17 protein-coding genes are annotated in these 16,747 nt (G+C 73.6%); 9 read left to right on the forward strand and 8 right to left on the reverse strand.

The features are described from left to right. Positions 1-83: 83 nt before the first annotated feature. Positions 84-1,499 carry an amidase gene (locus tag IF89_RS0117560; protein WP_030768326.1) on the reverse strand — a complete coding sequence of 472 codons (1,416 nt, stop codon included), beginning with the start codon at positions 1,497-1,499 and terminating at the stop codon, positions 84-86. A 269-nt stretch (positions 1,500-1,768) separates the two neighbouring features. Between IF89_RS0117560 and IF89_RS0117565 the strand changes: the two genes are divergently transcribed. Continuing rightward, positions 1,769-2,392: a histidine phosphatase family protein gene (locus IF89_RS0117565; protein WP_030768329.1), complete on the forward strand. Its 624-nt coding sequence runs from the start codon at positions 1,769-1,771 to the stop codon at positions 2,390-2,392. Positions 2,393-2,695: 303 nt separating this feature from the next. After that, the gene (locus IF89_RS0117570; protein ID WP_030768332.1) at positions 2,696-3,121 is read left to right on the forward strand and encodes a subtilase-type protease inhibitor; all 426 of its coding nucleotides are present in this window, start codon (positions 2,696-2,698) and stop codon (positions 3,119-3,121) included. A 128-nt stretch (positions 3,122-3,249) separates the two neighbouring features. On the opposite strand, the gene IF89_RS0117575 is transcribed toward IF89_RS0117570, so the two are convergent. Next, positions 3,250-4,218 (reverse strand): DUF4344 domain-containing metallopeptidase, encoded by a 969-nt coding sequence (locus IF89_RS0117575; RefSeq protein ID WP_051807205.1) that lies wholly within the window; start codon positions 4,216-4,218, stop codon positions 3,250-3,252. 321 nt (positions 4,219-4,539) lie between these two features. On the opposite strand from IF89_RS0117575, the gene IF89_RS0117580 reads away from it, so the two are divergent. After that, on the forward strand, positions 4,540-4,980 hold the full coding sequence (locus IF89_RS0117580) for a VOC family protein (protein WP_030768337.1): 441 nt from the start codon (positions 4,540-4,542) through the stop codon (positions 4,978-4,980). Here IF89_RS0117580 and IF89_RS0117585 read toward each other — a convergent pair. Continuing rightward, the gene (locus tag IF89_RS0117585) at positions 4,952-6,220 is read right to left on the reverse strand and encodes a glycosyltransferase (protein ID WP_030768340.1); all 1,269 of its coding nucleotides are present in this window, start codon (positions 6,218-6,220) and stop codon (positions 4,952-4,954) included. The two genes, IF89_RS0117580 and IF89_RS0117585, sit on opposite strands and share 29 nt — an antisense overlap. A gap of 211 nt (positions 6,221-6,431) precedes the next feature. Between IF89_RS0117585 and IF89_RS0117590 the strand changes: the two genes are divergently transcribed. After that, a complete protein-coding gene (locus IF89_RS0117590) occupies positions 6,432-6,767 on the forward strand; it encodes an STAS domain-containing protein (RefSeq protein WP_030768343.1) in 336 nt (111 codons plus the stop codon). Positions 6,768-6,852: 85 nt separating this feature from the next. On the opposite strand, the gene IF89_RS0117595 is transcribed toward IF89_RS0117590, so the two are convergent. Beyond that, on the reverse strand, positions 6,853-8,058 hold the full coding sequence (locus tag IF89_RS0117595) for a hypothetical protein (RefSeq protein ID WP_051807174.1): 1,206 nt from the start codon (positions 8,056-8,058) through the stop codon (positions 6,853-6,855). Positions 8,059-8,424: 366 nt separating this feature from the next. Here IF89_RS0117595 and IF89_RS0117600 point away from each other — a divergent pair, with 366 nt between their 5' ends. Together IF89_RS0117600 and IF89_RS38070 are read left to right on the forward strand one after the other, a co-directional pair. After that, positions 8,425-8,850, forward strand: coding sequence for a pyridoxamine 5'-phosphate oxidase family protein (locus IF89_RS0117600; RefSeq protein ID WP_030768349.1), 426 nt, complete (start codon positions 8,425-8,427; stop codon positions 8,848-8,850). A gap of 192 nt (positions 8,851-9,042) precedes the next feature. Continuing rightward, on the forward strand, positions 9,043-9,825 hold the full coding sequence (locus IF89_RS38070) for a lysophospholipid acyltransferase family protein (protein WP_051807176.1): 783 nt from the start codon (positions 9,043-9,045) through the stop codon (positions 9,823-9,825). A 41-nt stretch (positions 9,826-9,866) separates the two neighbouring features. On the opposite strand, the gene IF89_RS0117610 is transcribed toward IF89_RS38070, so the two are convergent. The 3 genes from IF89_RS0117610 to IF89_RS0117620 form a co-directional block, all read right to left on the reverse strand. Continuing rightward, a complete protein-coding gene (locus IF89_RS0117610; protein WP_030768355.1) occupies positions 9,867-11,375 on the reverse strand; it encodes a hypothetical protein in 1,509 nt (502 codons plus the stop codon). Positions 11,376-11,466: 91 nt separating this feature from the next. Continuing rightward, positions 11,467-13,053, reverse strand: coding sequence for a lipase family protein (locus IF89_RS0117615; RefSeq protein ID WP_051807178.1), 1,587 nt, complete (start codon positions 13,051-13,053; stop codon positions 11,467-11,469). A 437-nt stretch (positions 13,054-13,490) separates the two neighbouring features. Further along, a complete protein-coding gene (locus tag IF89_RS0117620) occupies positions 13,491-14,378 on the reverse strand; it encodes an NAD(P)-dependent oxidoreductase (protein WP_030768361.1) in 888 nt (295 codons plus the stop codon). Between the two features lie 55 nt (positions 14,379-14,433). On the opposite strand from IF89_RS0117620, the gene IF89_RS0117625 reads away from it, so the two are divergent. Beyond that, on the forward strand, positions 14,434-14,787 hold the full coding sequence (locus IF89_RS0117625; protein ID WP_030768364.1) for a winged helix-turn-helix transcriptional regulator: 354 nt from the start codon (positions 14,434-14,436) through the stop codon (positions 14,785-14,787). A gap of 139 nt (positions 14,788-14,926) precedes the next feature. Here IF89_RS0117625 and IF89_RS0117630 read toward each other — a convergent pair whose 3' ends face one another. Continuing rightward, positions 14,927-15,178: a hypothetical protein gene (locus IF89_RS0117630; RefSeq protein ID WP_030768367.1), complete on the reverse strand. Its 252-nt coding sequence runs from the start codon at positions 15,176-15,178 to the stop codon at positions 14,927-14,929. A gap of 248 nt (positions 15,179-15,426) precedes the next feature. On the opposite strand from IF89_RS0117630, the gene IF89_RS0117635 reads away from it, so the two are divergent. Both IF89_RS0117635 and IF89_RS0117640 read left to right on the forward strand, forming a co-directional pair. Beyond that, positions 15,427-16,062 (forward strand): VOC family protein, encoded by a 636-nt coding sequence (locus tag IF89_RS0117635; RefSeq protein ID WP_030768370.1) that lies wholly within the window; start codon positions 15,427-15,429, stop codon positions 16,060-16,062. Between the two features lie 102 nt (positions 16,063-16,164). Continuing rightward, the gene (locus tag IF89_RS0117640) at positions 16,165-16,680 is read left to right on the forward strand and encodes a GNAT family N-acetyltransferase (protein WP_030768373.1); all 516 of its coding nucleotides are present in this window, start codon (positions 16,165-16,167) and stop codon (positions 16,678-16,680) included. The last annotated feature ends 67 nt before the right edge of the window (positions 16,681-16,747 follow it).

Here is a 16,747-nt window from a genome sequence, read left to right on the forward strand (position 1 = left end):
CCGGCGTCGCACACCGCCTCCGCACGGGTACGTGTACGCGTACCCGTGCGGAGGCGTCCGCGCGCCCCGGCGGCCGGCTCCGCTCAGGCGGCCGGCGGACGGGGGCGGCGGTCCGACCACGGCCGGGCCCCTTCCAGCTGCGCCGCCACGCGCAGCACCGACACCTCGTCGTCGCGGCGGCCCACCAGCTGGACGGCCAGGGGCAGCCCGTCGGTCCCCAGGCCCGCGGGCACGGAGGCGGCCGGTTGTCCGGTGACGTTCCAGAGGGCGGTGTAGGCGACCATCGGGCGCGAGCGCGCCAGCGCCGTCAGCAGCCCGGCGCCGTCCAGCGCGCCCACCCGGCGCGGGCGGGCGGCGACGACCGGGGTCAGCAGCAGATCCATGGTGGTGAACATCCGGTCGGCACGCTCGGCCAGCCGCTCCCCGGCCCGGATCCCGCGTTCCACGGCGGCTTCGGGGACCAGGCGGGCGAGCGCGAGGGTGCTGCGGGTGCGCGGTTCCAGCAGGTCGGGGCGTTCGACGGCAGCGGCCTCGGCGCGCACCCCGCCGCAGAACTGCGCCGCGAAGGGGAGGGTGGCGTCCGGGTAGCGGGGGTTGACCTCCCGTACGTCGTGGCCCAGTTCGCGCAGCGTCCGTACGGTCTCCAGCAGGGCCCCGACGTGCTCCGGATGCGGTCGGACGCCGGGCACGGCGGGCTTGGCGGAGTACCCGATGCGCAGTCGGCCGGGCGGGGTCTCCAGGGCCTGCAGCCACCCGGTCGCGGCGGGGCGCGCGCTCCACCGGTCGGCGGGGGTGGTGCCGGCGAGGACGTCGTAGAGCAGGGCGGCGTCGCGGACCGTGCGGGTCAGCGGGCCCACGGTGCCGAGGGCGTACCAGAGGTGGGGGTCGGGGGCGGTGGAGACGCGGCCGCGCTGCGGCTTGAGGCCGAACAGGCCGCAGCAGGCCGCCGGGATGCGGAGGGAACCGCCGCCGTCGCCGCCGAGGGCCGCCCCGACCAGTCCGGCCGCGACGGCGGCGGCGCTGCCGCCGCTGGAGCCGCCGGGGGTACGGGTGGTGTCCCAGGGGTTGTGTGCGGTGCCGTGGGTGAGGGACTCGGTGAAGGGCCACTGGCCGAACTCGGGCATCGTCGTCTTGCCGATGACGACGGCTCCGGCGGCGCGCAGGCGGCGCACGGCCTCGGAATCGGCACCGGCCGGGGTGCGGTTGGCGGCGCCGCCGAAGGTGGTGACCTGCCCGGCGACGTCGAACTCGTCCTTGACGGCGAGGGGGACGCCGTGGAGCGGCCCGCTCTCCGGCCCGGCGTCCGCGTCCCGTGCGTCGGCTTCGGCGAGCGCCTGCTCGGCGAGGACGACCCGGAACGCTCCGAGCGCGGGATCGAGGCGTTCGATGCGGCGCAGCGCGGCCTCGACGAGCGCCCGGGAGGTCACCTTGCCGGCGCGCACCGACTCGGCCTGCTGCTCGACACTTTGGAACATCAGCTCCGCGTCGTCCTTGTCCATACCCGCCCCTTCGCCCCTACCTATCGGTAACCCGGGCCAGGCTGTCGCCCCGGCGCCGCCACGTCAAGCAGCGGGTGCGGCCGTCCCGGAGCGCGGATCGGTGACCGGGAGTGTTCCGGGACGCAGGGCGGCCACGCGCCGGACGGAGCGGACGGTCGCCATCGCAGCCGCCCGGTCGGGACGGCGCATCGACGCCCTCGCGGAACCGGTCCGGGCCGGGCGGCGTCTCTTCGGTCGCCCGCAAGATCGACTTCGTCGGAGGTTGCCCCATGACCGCTACGGCCGCCCGCTTCCTCTACCTCGCCCGCCACGGCGAGGCGTCGGCCGACGAGAGCGAACTGACGGACGCGGGCCGCCGCCAGGCCGCCCTGCTCGGGGCGCGCCTGCGGGGCGTACCGCTGACCGCGATCCACCACGGGCCGCTCCCCCGTGCCGAGCAGACCGCCCGGCTGGTCGCCGAACAGCTCGACGGCGTCCCCCTGCACCGCTCCGAAGGGGCCGGCGACTACCCCCCGTACGTGCCGTCGCGCGAGGAACTGCCGGCGGAGGCGGCCGACGCCTGGACCGGCTTCCTGGGCGGGTTCACCGCCGAGGAGCGCGCGCAGGGGCCCGGGCTCGCGGCGGCGGCGCTCGCGGCGTTCACCGGGCCCGTCGTCGGCGACGAGCCGCGCCACGAGCTCCTCGTCACGCACAACTTCCTCGTCGGGTGGCTGGTACGGGCCGCGTTGGCCGCGCCGAAGTGGCGCTGGCTGGGCATCAACCACGCCAACGCCGCTCTGACCGTCATCCGTTACTCACCCGAGCGTCCGCCGGCGGTGCTTGTCCTCAACGACACCCGCCACCTCCCGGCAGAGCTGCGCTGGACGGGCTTCCCGCCGGAGCTCCACGTCTGAAATCCGGGTGACCGCCTGCATCCCGTCACCCTGTGCGCCGGTTCCCCCTCGCGCCCACCGCCGTCACCAGGAAGGAACGCGCAGCGGCGGCCGGCGGCCACCGGTGCAGCAGCCGCGCGGCGGCCCAGGATCCGCCGCGTCAACTGCGCGAACACCCGACGGCGTCCGCTATGCGGCTGATGTGTCCGTAAATCGACCACTCATTGGCGAGCCACCTTCGGACCTGCCAGGCTCGTTGACAGTTGAGCGCCAGATCGCAGGCGCCGATCCGCAACCGACCCTGAATCGAAGGCGAACTCTGTCATGCGTCACCACATCGTCACCGTATCCGCCCTGAGTCTTCTGTGTGTCGCAGGAAGCACCGGCCTCGCGGCGGCCCAACCCGCCCAAGCTCACGGCCCCTCCGCGCTGGTCTTCACCGTCACCCGGGGCTCGGGGGAACCCGCGGACACCGTCCTGCGCGCCACTACTCTCACCTGCGCCTACACCGCCGAGGGGACCCACCCCGACCCGAGGGCCGCATGCGACGCCCTCAACGCCACCGACGGCGAGCTCAACCGCCTGCTGGCGGCACCGAGCCCGTCGACGGTGTGCCCGATGTACTTCGACCCCGTGACGGTCACGGCGGACGGCGTGCTGAACGGCAAGCGCGTCGCCTGGAAGCACACCTTTTCCAACGCGTGCGTGATGGCCGCCACCCTGAACGGCAACCCGGTGTACGCCTTCTGACGCCCTAGCAGGATCCGGCGTCCCGCAGGAGGCGCGCCGGGAGGTACGGGGACTCCACGCGGACGGCCCAGCTCCGGCGGCGGGCATGGCTGCCCGGCCCCCGTGGCCCCGCGCCGGCTGCGGTGTCCTCACTGGGACGTGCGGTATTCGTCGAGCTTTTCCGCGAAGGCCTTCGTCTCGGCGACCAGCCTCTCCCGCGCAGCCGCCCGGCTCTTGTCGCCCTCGGCCCTGAAGGCCTCGGTGAAGTGCGGCCCGAGCTGGGTCCACCAGCCGTGGTCGAGCATCGCCCAGGCCTGCGGGCACAGCGGAGCACGTGACTTCGGCAGGTAGCCGGCCCCGACCAGCGGCCGGTCGAACCGCTCGGGGTCGCTGCCGTCCAGATAGCAGAGGAAGTTGAAGACCCTCTGCTGGGTGACCGGGTGGTCGCTGGCGAACCCTTCCAGGGTGAGCTGCCCCTGCTTGCGCGCGATCTCGTCGAAGAGGAGGGCGGCCGCCATCGACGGATCCGGCCCGACTTCGTTGACGGTGTAGAACGAGGCGAACCCGTCGGCCGCGTCCTCTTCGAGTCCCAGGTTGGGCAGCATCAACTGGCGCTGGAGGGCGTGGCCCATCTCGTGGCCGAAGATGAACTGGGTGGACAGCGCCGTCAGGTCCCGCGCGTTGTACTTGTCCTGGGGGAAGAGGCCGGGACGTTCGACCGTCTTGACCACCTCGTCGAGGGACTTCTCGATCTCGGTCAGGAACGCCGGCAGGATGTAGATCGTCCGCCCGTCGGGCTGGGTGACGGCGTCCGTCACTCCCGGCGGGACCTTGTCGGTCACCTTGACCGTGAGGTCGTGCGGCAGGGCTACGGAGGCGTTCGCCCAGTCGGCGACCTGCTCCAGCACGCGGGACCGGCGGACCGCGTCGACGGCCCGCCGGTCCTCGGCCTTGATCGCGTCGTCCTCGTAGACGACCGTGACCTTCCCGCTCGGGCCGGGCGTCGGGTCGGCTGCGACGGCGGGCACGCCCGTGACAGGGGTGAGGCCCGCAGCGAGCAGCGCGCCCGCGAGGACGACACCGGCGCGGCCCCTTCGTCCGCCACCACTGGTGAGCACGCTGGCCGGCTCCTTTCCGAAGCGGAACGGCACGCGGATCCTCTCCGCAGCCCCCCTCCTTCCACCATGGCCCATCCCGCCCGGTTCGGCGACGGCGGGGACCGGGGGAAGTCCTCGTGGTGGGGACCGCCTCATGGGGTGACGCCCCGGGGTGCGGGCGGGTCGGCACGGCCCGGCGTCCCCCCGCCTGCGGTGACCGCGCGCGTAGCCTGAGCCCCACGACCCGGCGGTCTGCGGATGTCGAGGATGTCCCCCCGCCCCGTCCCGGACACAGCAGGGGTCACCCTCTCGGCGCCGCACGAGCGAGAAGGAGAGATCGGCATGGCGATTCAGCGGATGGACAACGTCGGTATCGTCGTCGAGGACTTGGACGCCGCCGTGGCGTTCTTCGTGGAACTCGGTATGGAGCTCGAAGGCACGGCGCAGATCGAGGGGCCCTTCGCCGACGAGTGCACCGGGCTCGACGGCGTCCGCTGCGACGTCGCGATGGTCCGGACCCCGGACGGTCACAGCCGGCTCGAACTGGCGAAGTACCGCAGCCCGGAGGCCATCGTCGACGGGCCGCGCAACCGGCCGCACAACGTCGTGGGCACCCACCGGGTCATGTTCGCCGTCGACGACATCGAGGACACGGTGGCCCGTCTGCGGCCTCACGGCGCCGAACTCGTCGGCGGCATCGCCCGGTTCGAGGACAGCTACCTGCTCTGCTACGTCCGCGGCCCGGAGGGCGTCATCATCGGACTCGCCGAGCAGCTCCGCTGAAGGGCAGCCGGTCCAGGACGTCGAGGACGGGCCGGACGCCGTCCTCACCGGCGAGCGCTGCCGCGATACGACGCGAGCGGGCACGCAGGACGGGATCCCGGGCGGCCTGTGCGATCGCGCCGCCCAGCTGCGAGGCCGTCAGACCCTGGTAGCGCAGCGGAGGCGGGCAGACGCCCAGACCGTGCAGGCGCTGCGCCCAGAAGTGCTGGTCGAGCTGGACCGGGACGGCGACGGCGGGGGTGCCGGCGCGGAGACCGGCCGCGGTGGTGCCCGCGCCGGCGTGGTGGACGACCGCCGCCGTCTGCGGGAACAGCCAGGCGTGCGGGACCTCCTGGACGGTGATCAGGTCGTCGTTCTCGGCGTGCAGGCCGCTCCAGCCCGACTGGATGATCCCGCGGACCCGCGCCCGGCGCAGGGCGGTGGTGAGCAGCGTGCTGAGGTGGTCGGCATCGGCCGCGACGAAGCTGCCGAAGCCGGCGAAGACCGGGGCCGGCCCTGCGGCCAGGAAGTCGGTCAGGCGCGGGTCGGGCTGCCAGCCGGGCGCGGTCGCGGGCCACCAGTAGCCGCAGACCTGGTGGCCGGGCGGCCAGTCGTCGGGCCGGGGGACGATCCGCGGACTGAAACCGTGCAGGACCGTACGGCTGCGCGAGCGGCTCAGCGGTTCGGCGAACCGCTGCCGCGGGAGCCCCAGTTCGCGGCGCAGCTGGGCGACGGCCGGGGCGAAGAGGCGTTCCGTGCCGAGCCACAGAGCGGTGCCGGCCAGCCGGTTGCCGTAGGGGCCCAGCGAGCGGACGCGCGTGACGAGGGGAGGGAAGGCCGCGGTCGGCCGGACCGGCTGGAGGTGGACACCGAGAGCCGGCACGTGCAGCGCTTCGCCGAGGGCCGCGCACACCGGGTCGGTGGTGGCGGAAGCCAGCAGGACGTCGGCGCCCTGCCGCACCGCGTCCGCCACCCCGGCGGCCAGCCGGGGCATGAAGGTGCGGGCCATGCGCGTCAGTCGCGCCATCGCCACGGCCGGGCTCGTCGCCCGCGCCAGCCCCTGCCCGGCGGCGGAAGCCAGCTCCTGTCGCGGGTCGACGGGCAGGGGCCGGAACTCCAGGCCGAAGGCCTGCACGGTCTCCCCGAAGCGCTCATGGGTGGCCAGCGCCACCTCGTGCCCCGCAGCACGAAGCCGCACCCCGAGCCCGGTGTAGGGGGCGACATCGCCCCAACTCCCCGCCGTGACGATCAGCACCTGCACGGTGACAGCATGTCATGCCCGGCCCACCCCCGCGAAGGCCCGCGACGCGGCCGTTTCGACCGGGGCCGTGCCGTCCCGCCGTCCTGTGGCAACTGGTCATGCGCAGAGCGGTTGCGACCGCACGCCGGGTGTACGGATGCGTCCGGGCAGCGGGGTGGAAGTGTACGGCGAAGTAGTCGTGGGCGGGCCGATGCGCCCCTACGCTTGTGTCATGGCAGATGACCAGGATGAACGCGGCCCCGAGATGGAGAGCGGGGACGGTCACGTCGTCGTCAGGATCGGCGGCGAGATGGACGTCGACCGGGCCCCCATGCTGAAACAGGCGCTGCTCGACGCGGTCTCCGGGCCGGATCGCCCCGCCGGGGTGATCCTGGACCTGACCGATCTGACATTCTGCGACTCGTCCGGCCTGAACGCCATCCTCCAGGCCCGCCGCGTCGCGCTCGAACACGGTCGACAGCTACGGCTGCACGCCCCGAGCCCCCAGGTGCGGCGCCTGCTGTCCCTGACCGGAGCGGAAAGCCTCTTCCCCATCACCGGCACCTGAGCCGCGGGCCCGACCCGCCCGCCGCCCTCCGACACTCCGGAACTTCCGTTCCGTGATCGGGTCACCGGCCGACGGGGCGCTGTCCTCAGGAGGGGGCGAGGCGGCGGAAGCGGTCGTCGTCCTGGAGGCCGACGGCGGGAATGCCCAGGAGGTCGTCGACGCCGGGGAAGCCCTCGTCCGCCTGGAAGCGGGCTCCGTGGACGGTCGCGTTCTGCTGCGGGCCCGCGTACATGCCGGTGTGGGCGCTTCCCAGCTCCATGAGGTAGCCGCCCGTCGCCGACCCGCGGCGCCGGTCCGTGGTGACGACCTGTGCGGCGTAGGTGTTCATGGCGGCGACGCGCTGGTAGAGGGCGGTCGCGGACATCGTGGGGCGGCGGGCCGGGCGGCCGTCGAGGCCCTTGACCCGGATGCGGTGCGTACGGGCGGCCTCCAGCACCGCTCCCAGGCCGGTCGCACCCAGGTTCATGCTGCCGTCGTAGCGGGTGACGAACGCCTGCAGCTCGGGGCTCATGGGCCCGCCGGCGAGGTAGGCGTCCACGTGGGCCTGGTAGCCGTCGTCGCGGATGCTCTCCAGGTAGAGGGTGCCCACGCCGGCGGCCCGGATCTCTTCCATGTGCGTGTGCAGGAACTGCCAGATGCGAGCCCCGGAATGGCTGCCGCCGATGGCCACGCCGTCGAACTCTTCGAGCAGTGCGCGCAGGTCGCCCACCCCGTCCCGGGAGTCGGCGCCCGCCAGGGTGTCCTCCACCCTCCGGTGGCGCTGTCGGCGGTCCTCGGGGGTCTCCGTGTAGGCGTCGCGGGTCGCTCGGGCGTCGCGGCCGAGTTGCGCATCGCGTGCGTCCTGCCGGTCCCAGTGGCCGGTGGTCCGCGGGTCGGCACGGCCGATGCCCTCCAGCACCTCGTTGCGGCCGGCGGTGACGGGCACGCCGGGTGCGAGGTGGCGGAGGCCGCCCAGGGTGAAGTGGAGCAGCGGATCGGTCTCCTGGAGCGTCTGGGGGTCCGCGTCGACGGCCACGCGCTGCTTGCGGCTGGTGTCCCGGGTCGGCTGCGGCAGGTTCTGCCACTCGGCGGGGGTCAGGGCGTTGGGGGTGCGGTCGTTGGCACGGGAGGTGCGTGGGCCGCGTACGCGCAGTGAGGGGCCCGGGGGGTGCTGGTGGAGTTCGTCCTCCTCCATGCGCTGGACCGCGGGTGCGGGACCCGGTTGCCCGCCGCCGGGGGTGTGCGTGGGCCGCCGGGCCTCGATCATGCGGGAGACCACCGCGTTGCCGGCGAGGCCCTGCAGGTGCAGCATCGGTTCCGCGGCCGGTGTGCCGGCCGTCCCGGGCTGCCGTACCGCGGCCCTCGGGCGCCGTGGGCCTCTGCGCCGCTCGTCACCGGTCTGCTGCGCCCGCATACGGCCTTCCCCCTTGCGACTGCGTCGTGCACCGCGCCTTCCGAACTGCGAGCGTCACGTTTCCGCCCCGGCGGCGGTATGCCCGGACGGGCAGGCGCCGGTGCAGGGCCGTTGCCCTCGCGGCACGGCGACCGACCGCACCGGGCACGGCCCGCCGGCTGCCCGACGCGGGCGGGGGAAGGTCGGTCGGAGGGGGAATGGGCGGGCATCGGGGCCGTGTTCTCGCTGGAGCAGACCTTCCCGCACGGGTACTTGGAGGATGTCATGGCACTGTCCCGGACCGAGCGTGAGCAGTTCCTCGCCGAACCCCACATCGCCGCCCTCTCCGTCGACGCAGGCTCTGACCGCGCGCCGCTGACGGTACCGATCTGGTACGACTACTCCCCCGGCGGCGAGGTCTGGATCATGACCGGACGCGAGTCCCGCAAGGCCGGGCTGATCGCTTCCGCCGGCCGGTTCAGTCTGATGATCGACCGCGTGGAACCGACGATCCGGTACGTGTCGGTCGAGGGCCCGGTCGTCTCGGTCGTGCCGGCCACCCGCGAACAACTGCACTCGATCTCCGCGCGGTACCTGCCGGCCGACAAGGTCGACGGTTACGTCGACGCCGCCTGGAAGAACCACGGCGAGCAGGTGGTGATCCGTATGCGCCCGGCCCGGTGGGTGAGTTCCGACCTCGGCCAGGTCTGATCCGGCAGCACGCGTGCCCGCGGCGCGGCGCCCTCGCCGCGCCCGAGCGGGGGCGGTGGCACGGGTCCGGGCGAACCAACGAGCGAAACACGGATTCGCGGTCACTCCGTGATCAAAAGGCGCCCGTACCCGTTGATGGTGACGTCCCCCGCCTCGGGGGACGGGAGACCGCACCAGACAGGAGGACCGCGCGTGGCCGAGAGCTTGGCCGATGTCATCGGGGTCGCCGGGGGCGAGTTCCGCTTCCTGCGGAGGCTGCTCGGCGATGTCGGGGAGGACGCCTGGGAACGGTTGCTCGAATGGTTCATCGACGACTGGTTCCGGCTGGACGTGGTGGGGTTGGAGAACGTTCCCGCCGACGGGCCGGCCGTGCTCGTCGCCAACCACTCCGGTGCGTGGGGCCTGGACGCCTTCGTGCTGCAGAAGGCCCTGCACCGGTCGCTGCGGCGCTCCCTGCACGTGCTGGCCGCGCCGTTCGTCTTCCGTCTGCCCGTACTGGGTTCGTACGCAGCGAGGAAGGGCGCCGTACCCATCGGGCCGAGGGCCGCCATGCAGCGTCTGAGTGCCGGTGAGCTGGTCGCGGTGTTCCCGGAGGGGGTGGCCGGGCTGGAGAAGCCGTTCCGTGAGCGCTACCGGCTCCAGCCGTTCGACCCGGGGTTCGCGGTGGCGGCCCTGCACACCGGAGCGTCGATCGTTCCCGTCAGCATCATCGGGGCCGAGGAGTCCTCACCGAGGATCGGGGAGGTGCCCGCGCTGGCGAAGCTGCTGGACCTGCCCTGCTTTCCGCTGACCTCACCCTTTCCCCTGCCCGCGAAGTGGCTGATCACCATCGGTGAGCCCATCGCGCCGCCCGAGCGGCCCCGCGGTTTCGGTGCCCGGTCGGCGGCTGCCCGATGGCTCTGCGCCGAGGTCCAGGAGACCGTCCAGGGCATGGTCGGGCGGGAGCGCGAACGGCGGAACGCCTTCGTACGGTAGGCCGCCGCGCTCACCCTGGTGCGGGCCGACGGCCCGCCGCCTCAAGTGCCGAGGCGGCGGGCAGCCGCGCGGACATCGGCGGCCGCGCGGGTGCACCGCTCCGCGTGGTCCAGCAGCTGCATCCGGAAGCGTTCGCCGGTCTCGTCCCCGTTCCAGCCCGCCGCTGCCGCGCAGGCGGCGAGCGTACGGGCGTGCCGGTCGAGGCGGTCCGCACCCGTGCGGGCCAGTACCGCGTACGAGGCGGGGGTGGCGGCGCGTGCTGCCGGCGGGACGCCACCGGCGCCGGGCAGAGAGACCAGCAGGGTGGACGGGGCGAGGGTGAACGGCATGCGGTCCGGGGTGAGGGCCGGGGACAGCAGGGTCGGCCGGCCGGCGTCCGCGAAGAAGCGGACGATCTCCTGCGCGACCCGGACGGCGAAAGCGGTTGTCGCACAACCCGTGGCGGATCCGCACAGCGGCGACGGCCTGCCGTGGCCGGCAGCATACCCTCGGTGGTGGCCCGAGCCCTCGCCCGAGCCCTGGCCCGAGTCGTCTCCCGAGTCGTCTCCGTCCGGTTCCGCCGGCTCCGTGCGGTCCCGGAGCCAGCCGGGGGCGACGAGGATGTCGGTGCCCGCTTCGACGAGGAGACCGTCCCACGTGAAACGGGTGCGGACTTCGTACACAGCGGCTTCGACGGGCGGGAAGTGCTCCAGCGCGAGCGCCACGGCCCGCGCCGGGCTGCCGGCGGCACCGGGCATGCCCGCGGCGGTGAGGGCGAGCGCCTGGAGGGCCGTCGTGACGGCTGCCTCGCAGACCACGGCCAGCGTGTGGGCCAGCACTTCCTCGGGCCGTCCCTCCCCGGAGGGCGGGACGCCCTGCGTACGGGCGGCGGGTACCACGGGCTTGGCGGCCCGGCCGCGTTCCAGGTGCCCGGCCACGGAGTGGGGGTCCGGGTCGGCGAGATAGCGGGCGAGCCGGCGGTTCAGCGCGACCGACCGGCCGTCGTACGCGCGGCTGCCCGCGGCCTCGGCCGTCCTGAGCAGCACCTCACTCAGCAGCGTGTCGTCCGCTGCGGCTGCGCCCGCGACCACCCGGCGGGCGGCGCGCAGCAGTCCGGGCCGCCAGACCTCCCAGGGCAGCGCGTGGTCGTCACGGCGTGCGGCGGCCACCCTCTGCAGCTCCTCGGCCAGCGGTCCGGACAGGTCGGCCTCGGTCGGAGCAGCGTCAGGGGGGAACGCGACGTGGGGGTACAGGCCGTGCCGACGGCCGGCCGCGTCGAGCCGCACGGGGTCGGTGAGCGCGTGCACCGCGGCGCCTTCGGCCAGGAGTCCGGCGGTGTCGGCGGCGCCGAGCGGCACGAGGAACGAGCCGAACGGGGTGCGCAGTCGGACGGGGCGCCCGGAACGGCTGCGCCGCAAGTGTGCGAGGACTGCGCGGGCCGCGCCCTCACGGGTCAGGGAGGTCAGTCCCAGGGCGCGGGCGGGTGCGTCCGCCCACGGCAGGCGGTGAGCGAGCATGGCCGCGCTGAAGACGGCGTTCTCCAGCGGCCAGGCGTTGGCGGGGGTGGTCATCGGGGCGCGTTCTCCCTCGGGTCGCACGGAGGCACGGGCATGGAATCGGGGTGGCGACGGGCGTGACGGGGCTCGGGACGGGGTGGAGCGTTCACTTGTCGCGGAGCACGTACGGCTGGTTGCCGGTGATCTCGCCGTCGTAGTCCCGGATCTGCGCGTTGACCTGCTCGCGGTAGTGGGCCAGCTCGCCGCGCAGGCTGTCGGAGTAGGCCTGGGGGGCGTGCGAGAGGGGGTAGTCGTACGACTCGTCGAGCCAGGCCAGCTCCACCCAGCCGTCGGGGAGGTCGTGCGGTGAGGCCGGGCCGCGGCCGTCCAGCATCGGGATGACGTCGTGCTTGTTGACCAGGCTGATGACCTGCGTGGTGTGGTCGGCGGGCCGTTTGGCGTCGATCGGGGATCCGAGCGTGACGACGTGGGTGACCCGGTACTCGGAGGCGACGTCGACGTCGGCCGCGAGGTTCATCGCGGTCAGGCCCCCGAGGCTGTGGCCGATCAGCATCAGCTCCGATCCCGCCGGCACACCGGCCCGGCGCAGGAGCTTCTTCGCCGCCCGGGTGTAGGTGGTGTCGGTGCGCAGGCAGCCGTCGAACGCGCCGACCAGATCCTGCGGTGTGCTGTTGCTGAGCAGGGCGAAGCTGGTGCCGGGGAGGAGCAGCACGTGTCGTACCGTGCCGTCCGCGCAGGCGACGCGGCGCAGGAGCACCAGCCCGTGGTTGCCGAGGGCACCGATGTCGTTGATGTAGCTGACGATGTCGTTGCGGGAGGTCCCGAGGACCTTGGCCAGGATGGGGTCGGCGTCGACGCGTTCGGCTCGGCCGGGGCCGGGGTTGAGGTACTTGAGGAGGGAGCTGGGCAGTCCGAGGAACGGATCGGTCGTGGGGACACCGCCGGCCAGGGTCACCCAGGAGAACTCGTCGTTGACGGGGTTCTCGTCCAGCAGGCCGGTCAGCGCGAGGAGTTCCATGATGACGGGGCTGACCGTGGTGAGGGCCCGGGTGACGCCGAGCCGTTCCACAAGGGCGTGCAGGGCGCGAGCGGCCTCGATCCGGTCCCCCGCGACGACGGCTCCGGTGAGGCGGCGGGCGTGGACGGAGTCGAGGTTGGGGTGGGTGGCGGTGGCCGCTTCGATGCGCAGGGCGAAGGCGTCCACTGCCATGGCGACGGCGGCGGGCCGCCGGCGCGTCACGTTGCCGGCGATACGCGCCAGTTCGCCGATGACGCCGCCGTTGGGGCCGAAGCCCAGACCGGCCGGGCTGGTCAGGGCGCGGACGCAGGACAGTGCCGTGCCCAGGGCCCAGCTCGGGCGGCGCAGGGCCTGCAGGGCGAAACGGCCTCCGGTCAGCGCTCCGGTGAGGTCGGCTCCGGCCTGCTTGGCGGCGAGGGCGGCGTCGGCGAGCAGCACGGAGGCGGCGATGAGCAGTTCGGTGTCGGTGCGGTGGGCGTCGGTGCGGTGTGGGTCGGTGCGCGGCGTGCCGGAGTGGCGGGTGGTGGCGGCGGTGGCGGCCGGAGGGCGTTGCATGGAGCCGTCGTCCGCGGGGCCGTCGGGCGCAGGGTCCGGGGTATCGGGGTGGTCGGGAGTGCCGGGATGGCCCGGGGTGGGGATGTCGGCGGTGGGGGCGGCGCTCGTCCGCTGCCCGTCGGGGAGCTGCCGGGTGGCGTCTCCGGTCGCCTGAGGCATCACGGTGCAAACCTCTCGTCGCATGGCCCGCTGTTCGGGACGCATGGTGACACCGACGGGGGCGTGGCCAGCGCACTCGGCGCGAGGGAGCGCCCGTACCGGGCGCTCGACCGGTGCCCCGTCGTGCCGTGCGCGCCCTGTCCCGACTGGGATCGGTGGGGCCGCGGCGTCCCCGGGGTGCATTCCGGGTCCGGAGGGATGACGCAGCGGCCCCCCGTTGACGGGGCCTGGGGCAGGGCGCCGCGCCGGGCGGGGTCGGCCCGCGTCCCGGCGAACACCGGAAAGCCTCTGCCGGCCCACTCCCCTGGCGCGGATCGACGCTCTTGATGCGGGCCCCGGGCAGGGGCGACGACGCCTTCTCGGGCGCCCCCGTAGGGACCCGGCTCGGCGGCCGGGGTGCCCGGAGGGGCCGTCGCACCAGGCCGCCGAGCGCTTTCTCAGCGGCGGCCGAGGATCTCGGCGACCCTGATGAACCCGTCGGCGCCGTGCCCGCTGTCGACGGCGCGGCGCGCCCAGCCTTCGGCCGCCCGCATGACGCCGGCGTCGATGCCGTGCGCCTCGGAGGTCTCGACGATGTGAGCCATCGAGGAGACGGCCGAGGTGAGCGGGTTGCCCTCACCGGAGTACGTGCCGCTGTCCATGTCCCCCGCGGTCTCTTCGAAGACCGGCGGGAGGATGGCCGCGATGCCCTGGGCGAACGGGGCGAGCTCCCGCGCGGTGATCCCCTCCGCCCGCGCCACCGACAGGGCGTGGGCGTAACCCGCCATGGCCGTCCAGAAGATGTCGAGGAGGGCCACGTCGTAGGCCGCTGCCCGGCCGATGTCGTCGCCGAGGTGCGTGTGGACGCCTCCCAGGGCCTCCAGGACGGGCCGGTGCTCTTCATAGAGCTCTCGGGGGCCGCTGTGGAGGAATACGCCGGCCGGGGTGCCGATGGTCGTGGTCGGCGTCATGATCGCTCCGTCGAGGTAGCGGACCGCGTGCTCGGCGGCCCAGGTCGCGGTGTCCCGCGCCCGGTCCGGGGTGTCGGCCGTCAGGTTGACGACCGTGCGCCCCTTGAGCGCGGCGGTCACCTCGTCACGCCGCAGCACGGAGTCGGCGGCGTCGTAGTTCACCACGCAGACGACGGTCAGTCCGCTCGCGGCGACTGCCTCCTCGGCGGTGGCGGCGCTGATCGCGCCACGCTCGACGAGTTCCCGGTCCCGACCCGGGGTGCGGTTCCAGACCGTGGTCCGCACCCCGGCGGCCAGGAACGCGGCTGCCAGCGAACGACCCATCGGCCCCAGGCCGAGTACGGTGACGGCAGCTTCTTCGGTGGACGAGGACATGGTTCAACTCCCGTTGGACGAATGGCGAACTGCAAGAGAGAAGGAGGGGCTGGAGATGACGCGCGGTCGTGCCCTGGACCCGGACGTCTGCGGCGTGACCGCCGCGGTGGCCGTGATCGACGGCAAGTGGAAGACCGGTCTGCTGTGGCTGTTGGAATCCGGACCGTGCCGGCCCGGTGAGCTGCGCAGGCAGCTGCCCGGCCTCAGCGAGAAGGTGCTGACTCAGGCTCTCCGCGAGATGGAGACGGACGGGCTCGTGCACCGCGAGGTGTACGACACGCTTCCGCTCAAGACGGAGTACTCGCTCACGGCCTTCGGCCGGGAGCTGTCGGAGGTGCTGGCCCCGCTCTCCGACTGGGGCCACCGCCGCCTGGAAAAGCTGGCCGCCGGCCGGTCGGCCGCATCCTGACGCATCACCCCACCCCCCGCCCCACCTGGTCTTTCGGTCGCGGGGCCCTTTCGACCGCCGCCTCACCAGCATCACCCGGCAGCCGCGTCGCGCCAAGTACCCACAAAAGGGTGGGTACGGGAGGCGCCGGTACAACGTTTCATCGTGGCACCGCGCCGGCGGGCATCACGCGGTTCCGGGGGGCGGCGGTCGACACGTCCTGCGCGAGGCGGGTGCTGATGCGGTAGCGCATGTCGCCGGCCGCACGGCGGATCTCCTCCGGCTGCTCGTCCGATTCGAGAACTCCCAGGAGCACCATCAGCGCCCGCGCCTCGTCGGCGCTGATCAGCTTCAGGCGCGGCTCCGTGACCCCGTCGAGCAGGGCGTCCAGCAGGTCCAGTACGTCGTCCATGACCCACCAACGCCCGGCTCCCCGGCGACGTCACCCGGTCGGGGTGGCGGGCCGGGCATGACAGAGATCCGGATCGCAGGGGATGCGCCTCGTGCTGCCCGGACCGTTGAGGGCGCCCGGGAGGCCACCGCCGTCGACCCGCCGGATGACGACGACCGATCCGCTCAACGGCTGAATCCGCGGCGGACGCGGCCGGGGCGGTGGGCATGGCGTCGGATCTGTACGGGGTGTCGGGTGATGATGGCGCAGTGCGACTTGATCACGTGTCCTATGCGGTGGCCCGCGACAGCTTCGTCTCGACCGTCCAGTGGATCGGATCGGCCCTCGGCGCCGGGTTCGTGGACGGGGGCGTGCACCCACGATTCGGCACCCGCAATTTCATTCTCCCGCTGAGCGGCGGGACCTACGTCGAGGTCGTCACCACCCTCGACCACCCCGCCGCCGACCGCGCACCCTTCGGCCGGGCCGTCGCCCGCCGCGCCGCCGAAGGCGGCGGCTGGCTCGGTTGGGTGGTCTCCGTCGACGACATCGCCCCGGTCGAGGCCCGCCTCGGCCGCACCTCGTCCGAAGGCCACCGTGTCCGCCCCGACGGGTACGACCTGAGGTGGAGGCAGATCGGCCTGCTGGAACTGCTGGAGGACCCGCAACTGCCTTACTTCTTGCAGTGGTTGGTCCCCGCCGAGGAACGCCCGAGCGCCGACCCGCGCACCTCCACCACCATCCAGGGGGTCTCCATCGCCGGCGACGCCGCCTCCATCGCAGAGTTCCTGGGCGAACCGGCCGACCACCCCCTCGACCAGATCGACGTCACCTGGGTCGCGGACGAGGAACCGGGCCTGGTCTCGGTCGTGTTCGCGACCCCCCGAGGCCCGGTCACGATCTGACCGGGGTCCGACTCCCCCACCGGCGCTCCCTGTGTACAGCCGATCCGGCAGGCGCAGCCTCGGCGCATGTGCCCGCAGGGTCGGCGGCGCTAGGGTGACGTCATGCCCGCCGTGATCGTCCCGCCGCAGCGGATCCTGCGACTGGAAGCCGTCACCGCCGACAACTTCGACGCCGTGTGCGCCGTACAAGTGCGCCCGGACCAGGCTCACCTGGTCTCCCCCGTCGTCAAGTCCCTGGCCGAGGCGTACGTCCACCCCACCAGCGCCTGGCCGCGCGCCGTCGTCGACGGCGACGTCGTCGTCGGCTTCGTGATGGCCTTCCACGACATCGTCTGGGACCCGGCGGCCGACCCGGACGACCGGCGCAGCGGCATCTGGCGCCTGAACATCGACGCCGGACACCAGGGCAGGGGCTACGGCCGTTTCGCCGTTCACGCCGTCCTGGACGAGATACGCCGCCGCGGCATCCACCAGCAGGCCCATGTCAGTTGGCACGGCGGCTCCGGCAGCCCCGAGCCCTTCTACCTCGGCCTCGGCTTCACGCCCACCGGCGAACTCGTCGGTGACGAACGCGTCGGCGTCCTCACCCTCGACCCGATGGCACCCCGGGCGGGCTGAGCCGCCGCTCGACGCCGACGAGCGGCGGAAGCCGGAGGGTGGGGGGCCGGCTCGTCGTGATCGATAG

Source organism: Streptomyces sp. NRRL F-2664 (genome assembly GCF_000719345.1).
In the GTDB taxonomy this organism is placed as follows: domain Bacteria; phylum Actinomycetota; class Actinomycetes; order Streptomycetales; family Streptomycetaceae; genus Streptomyces.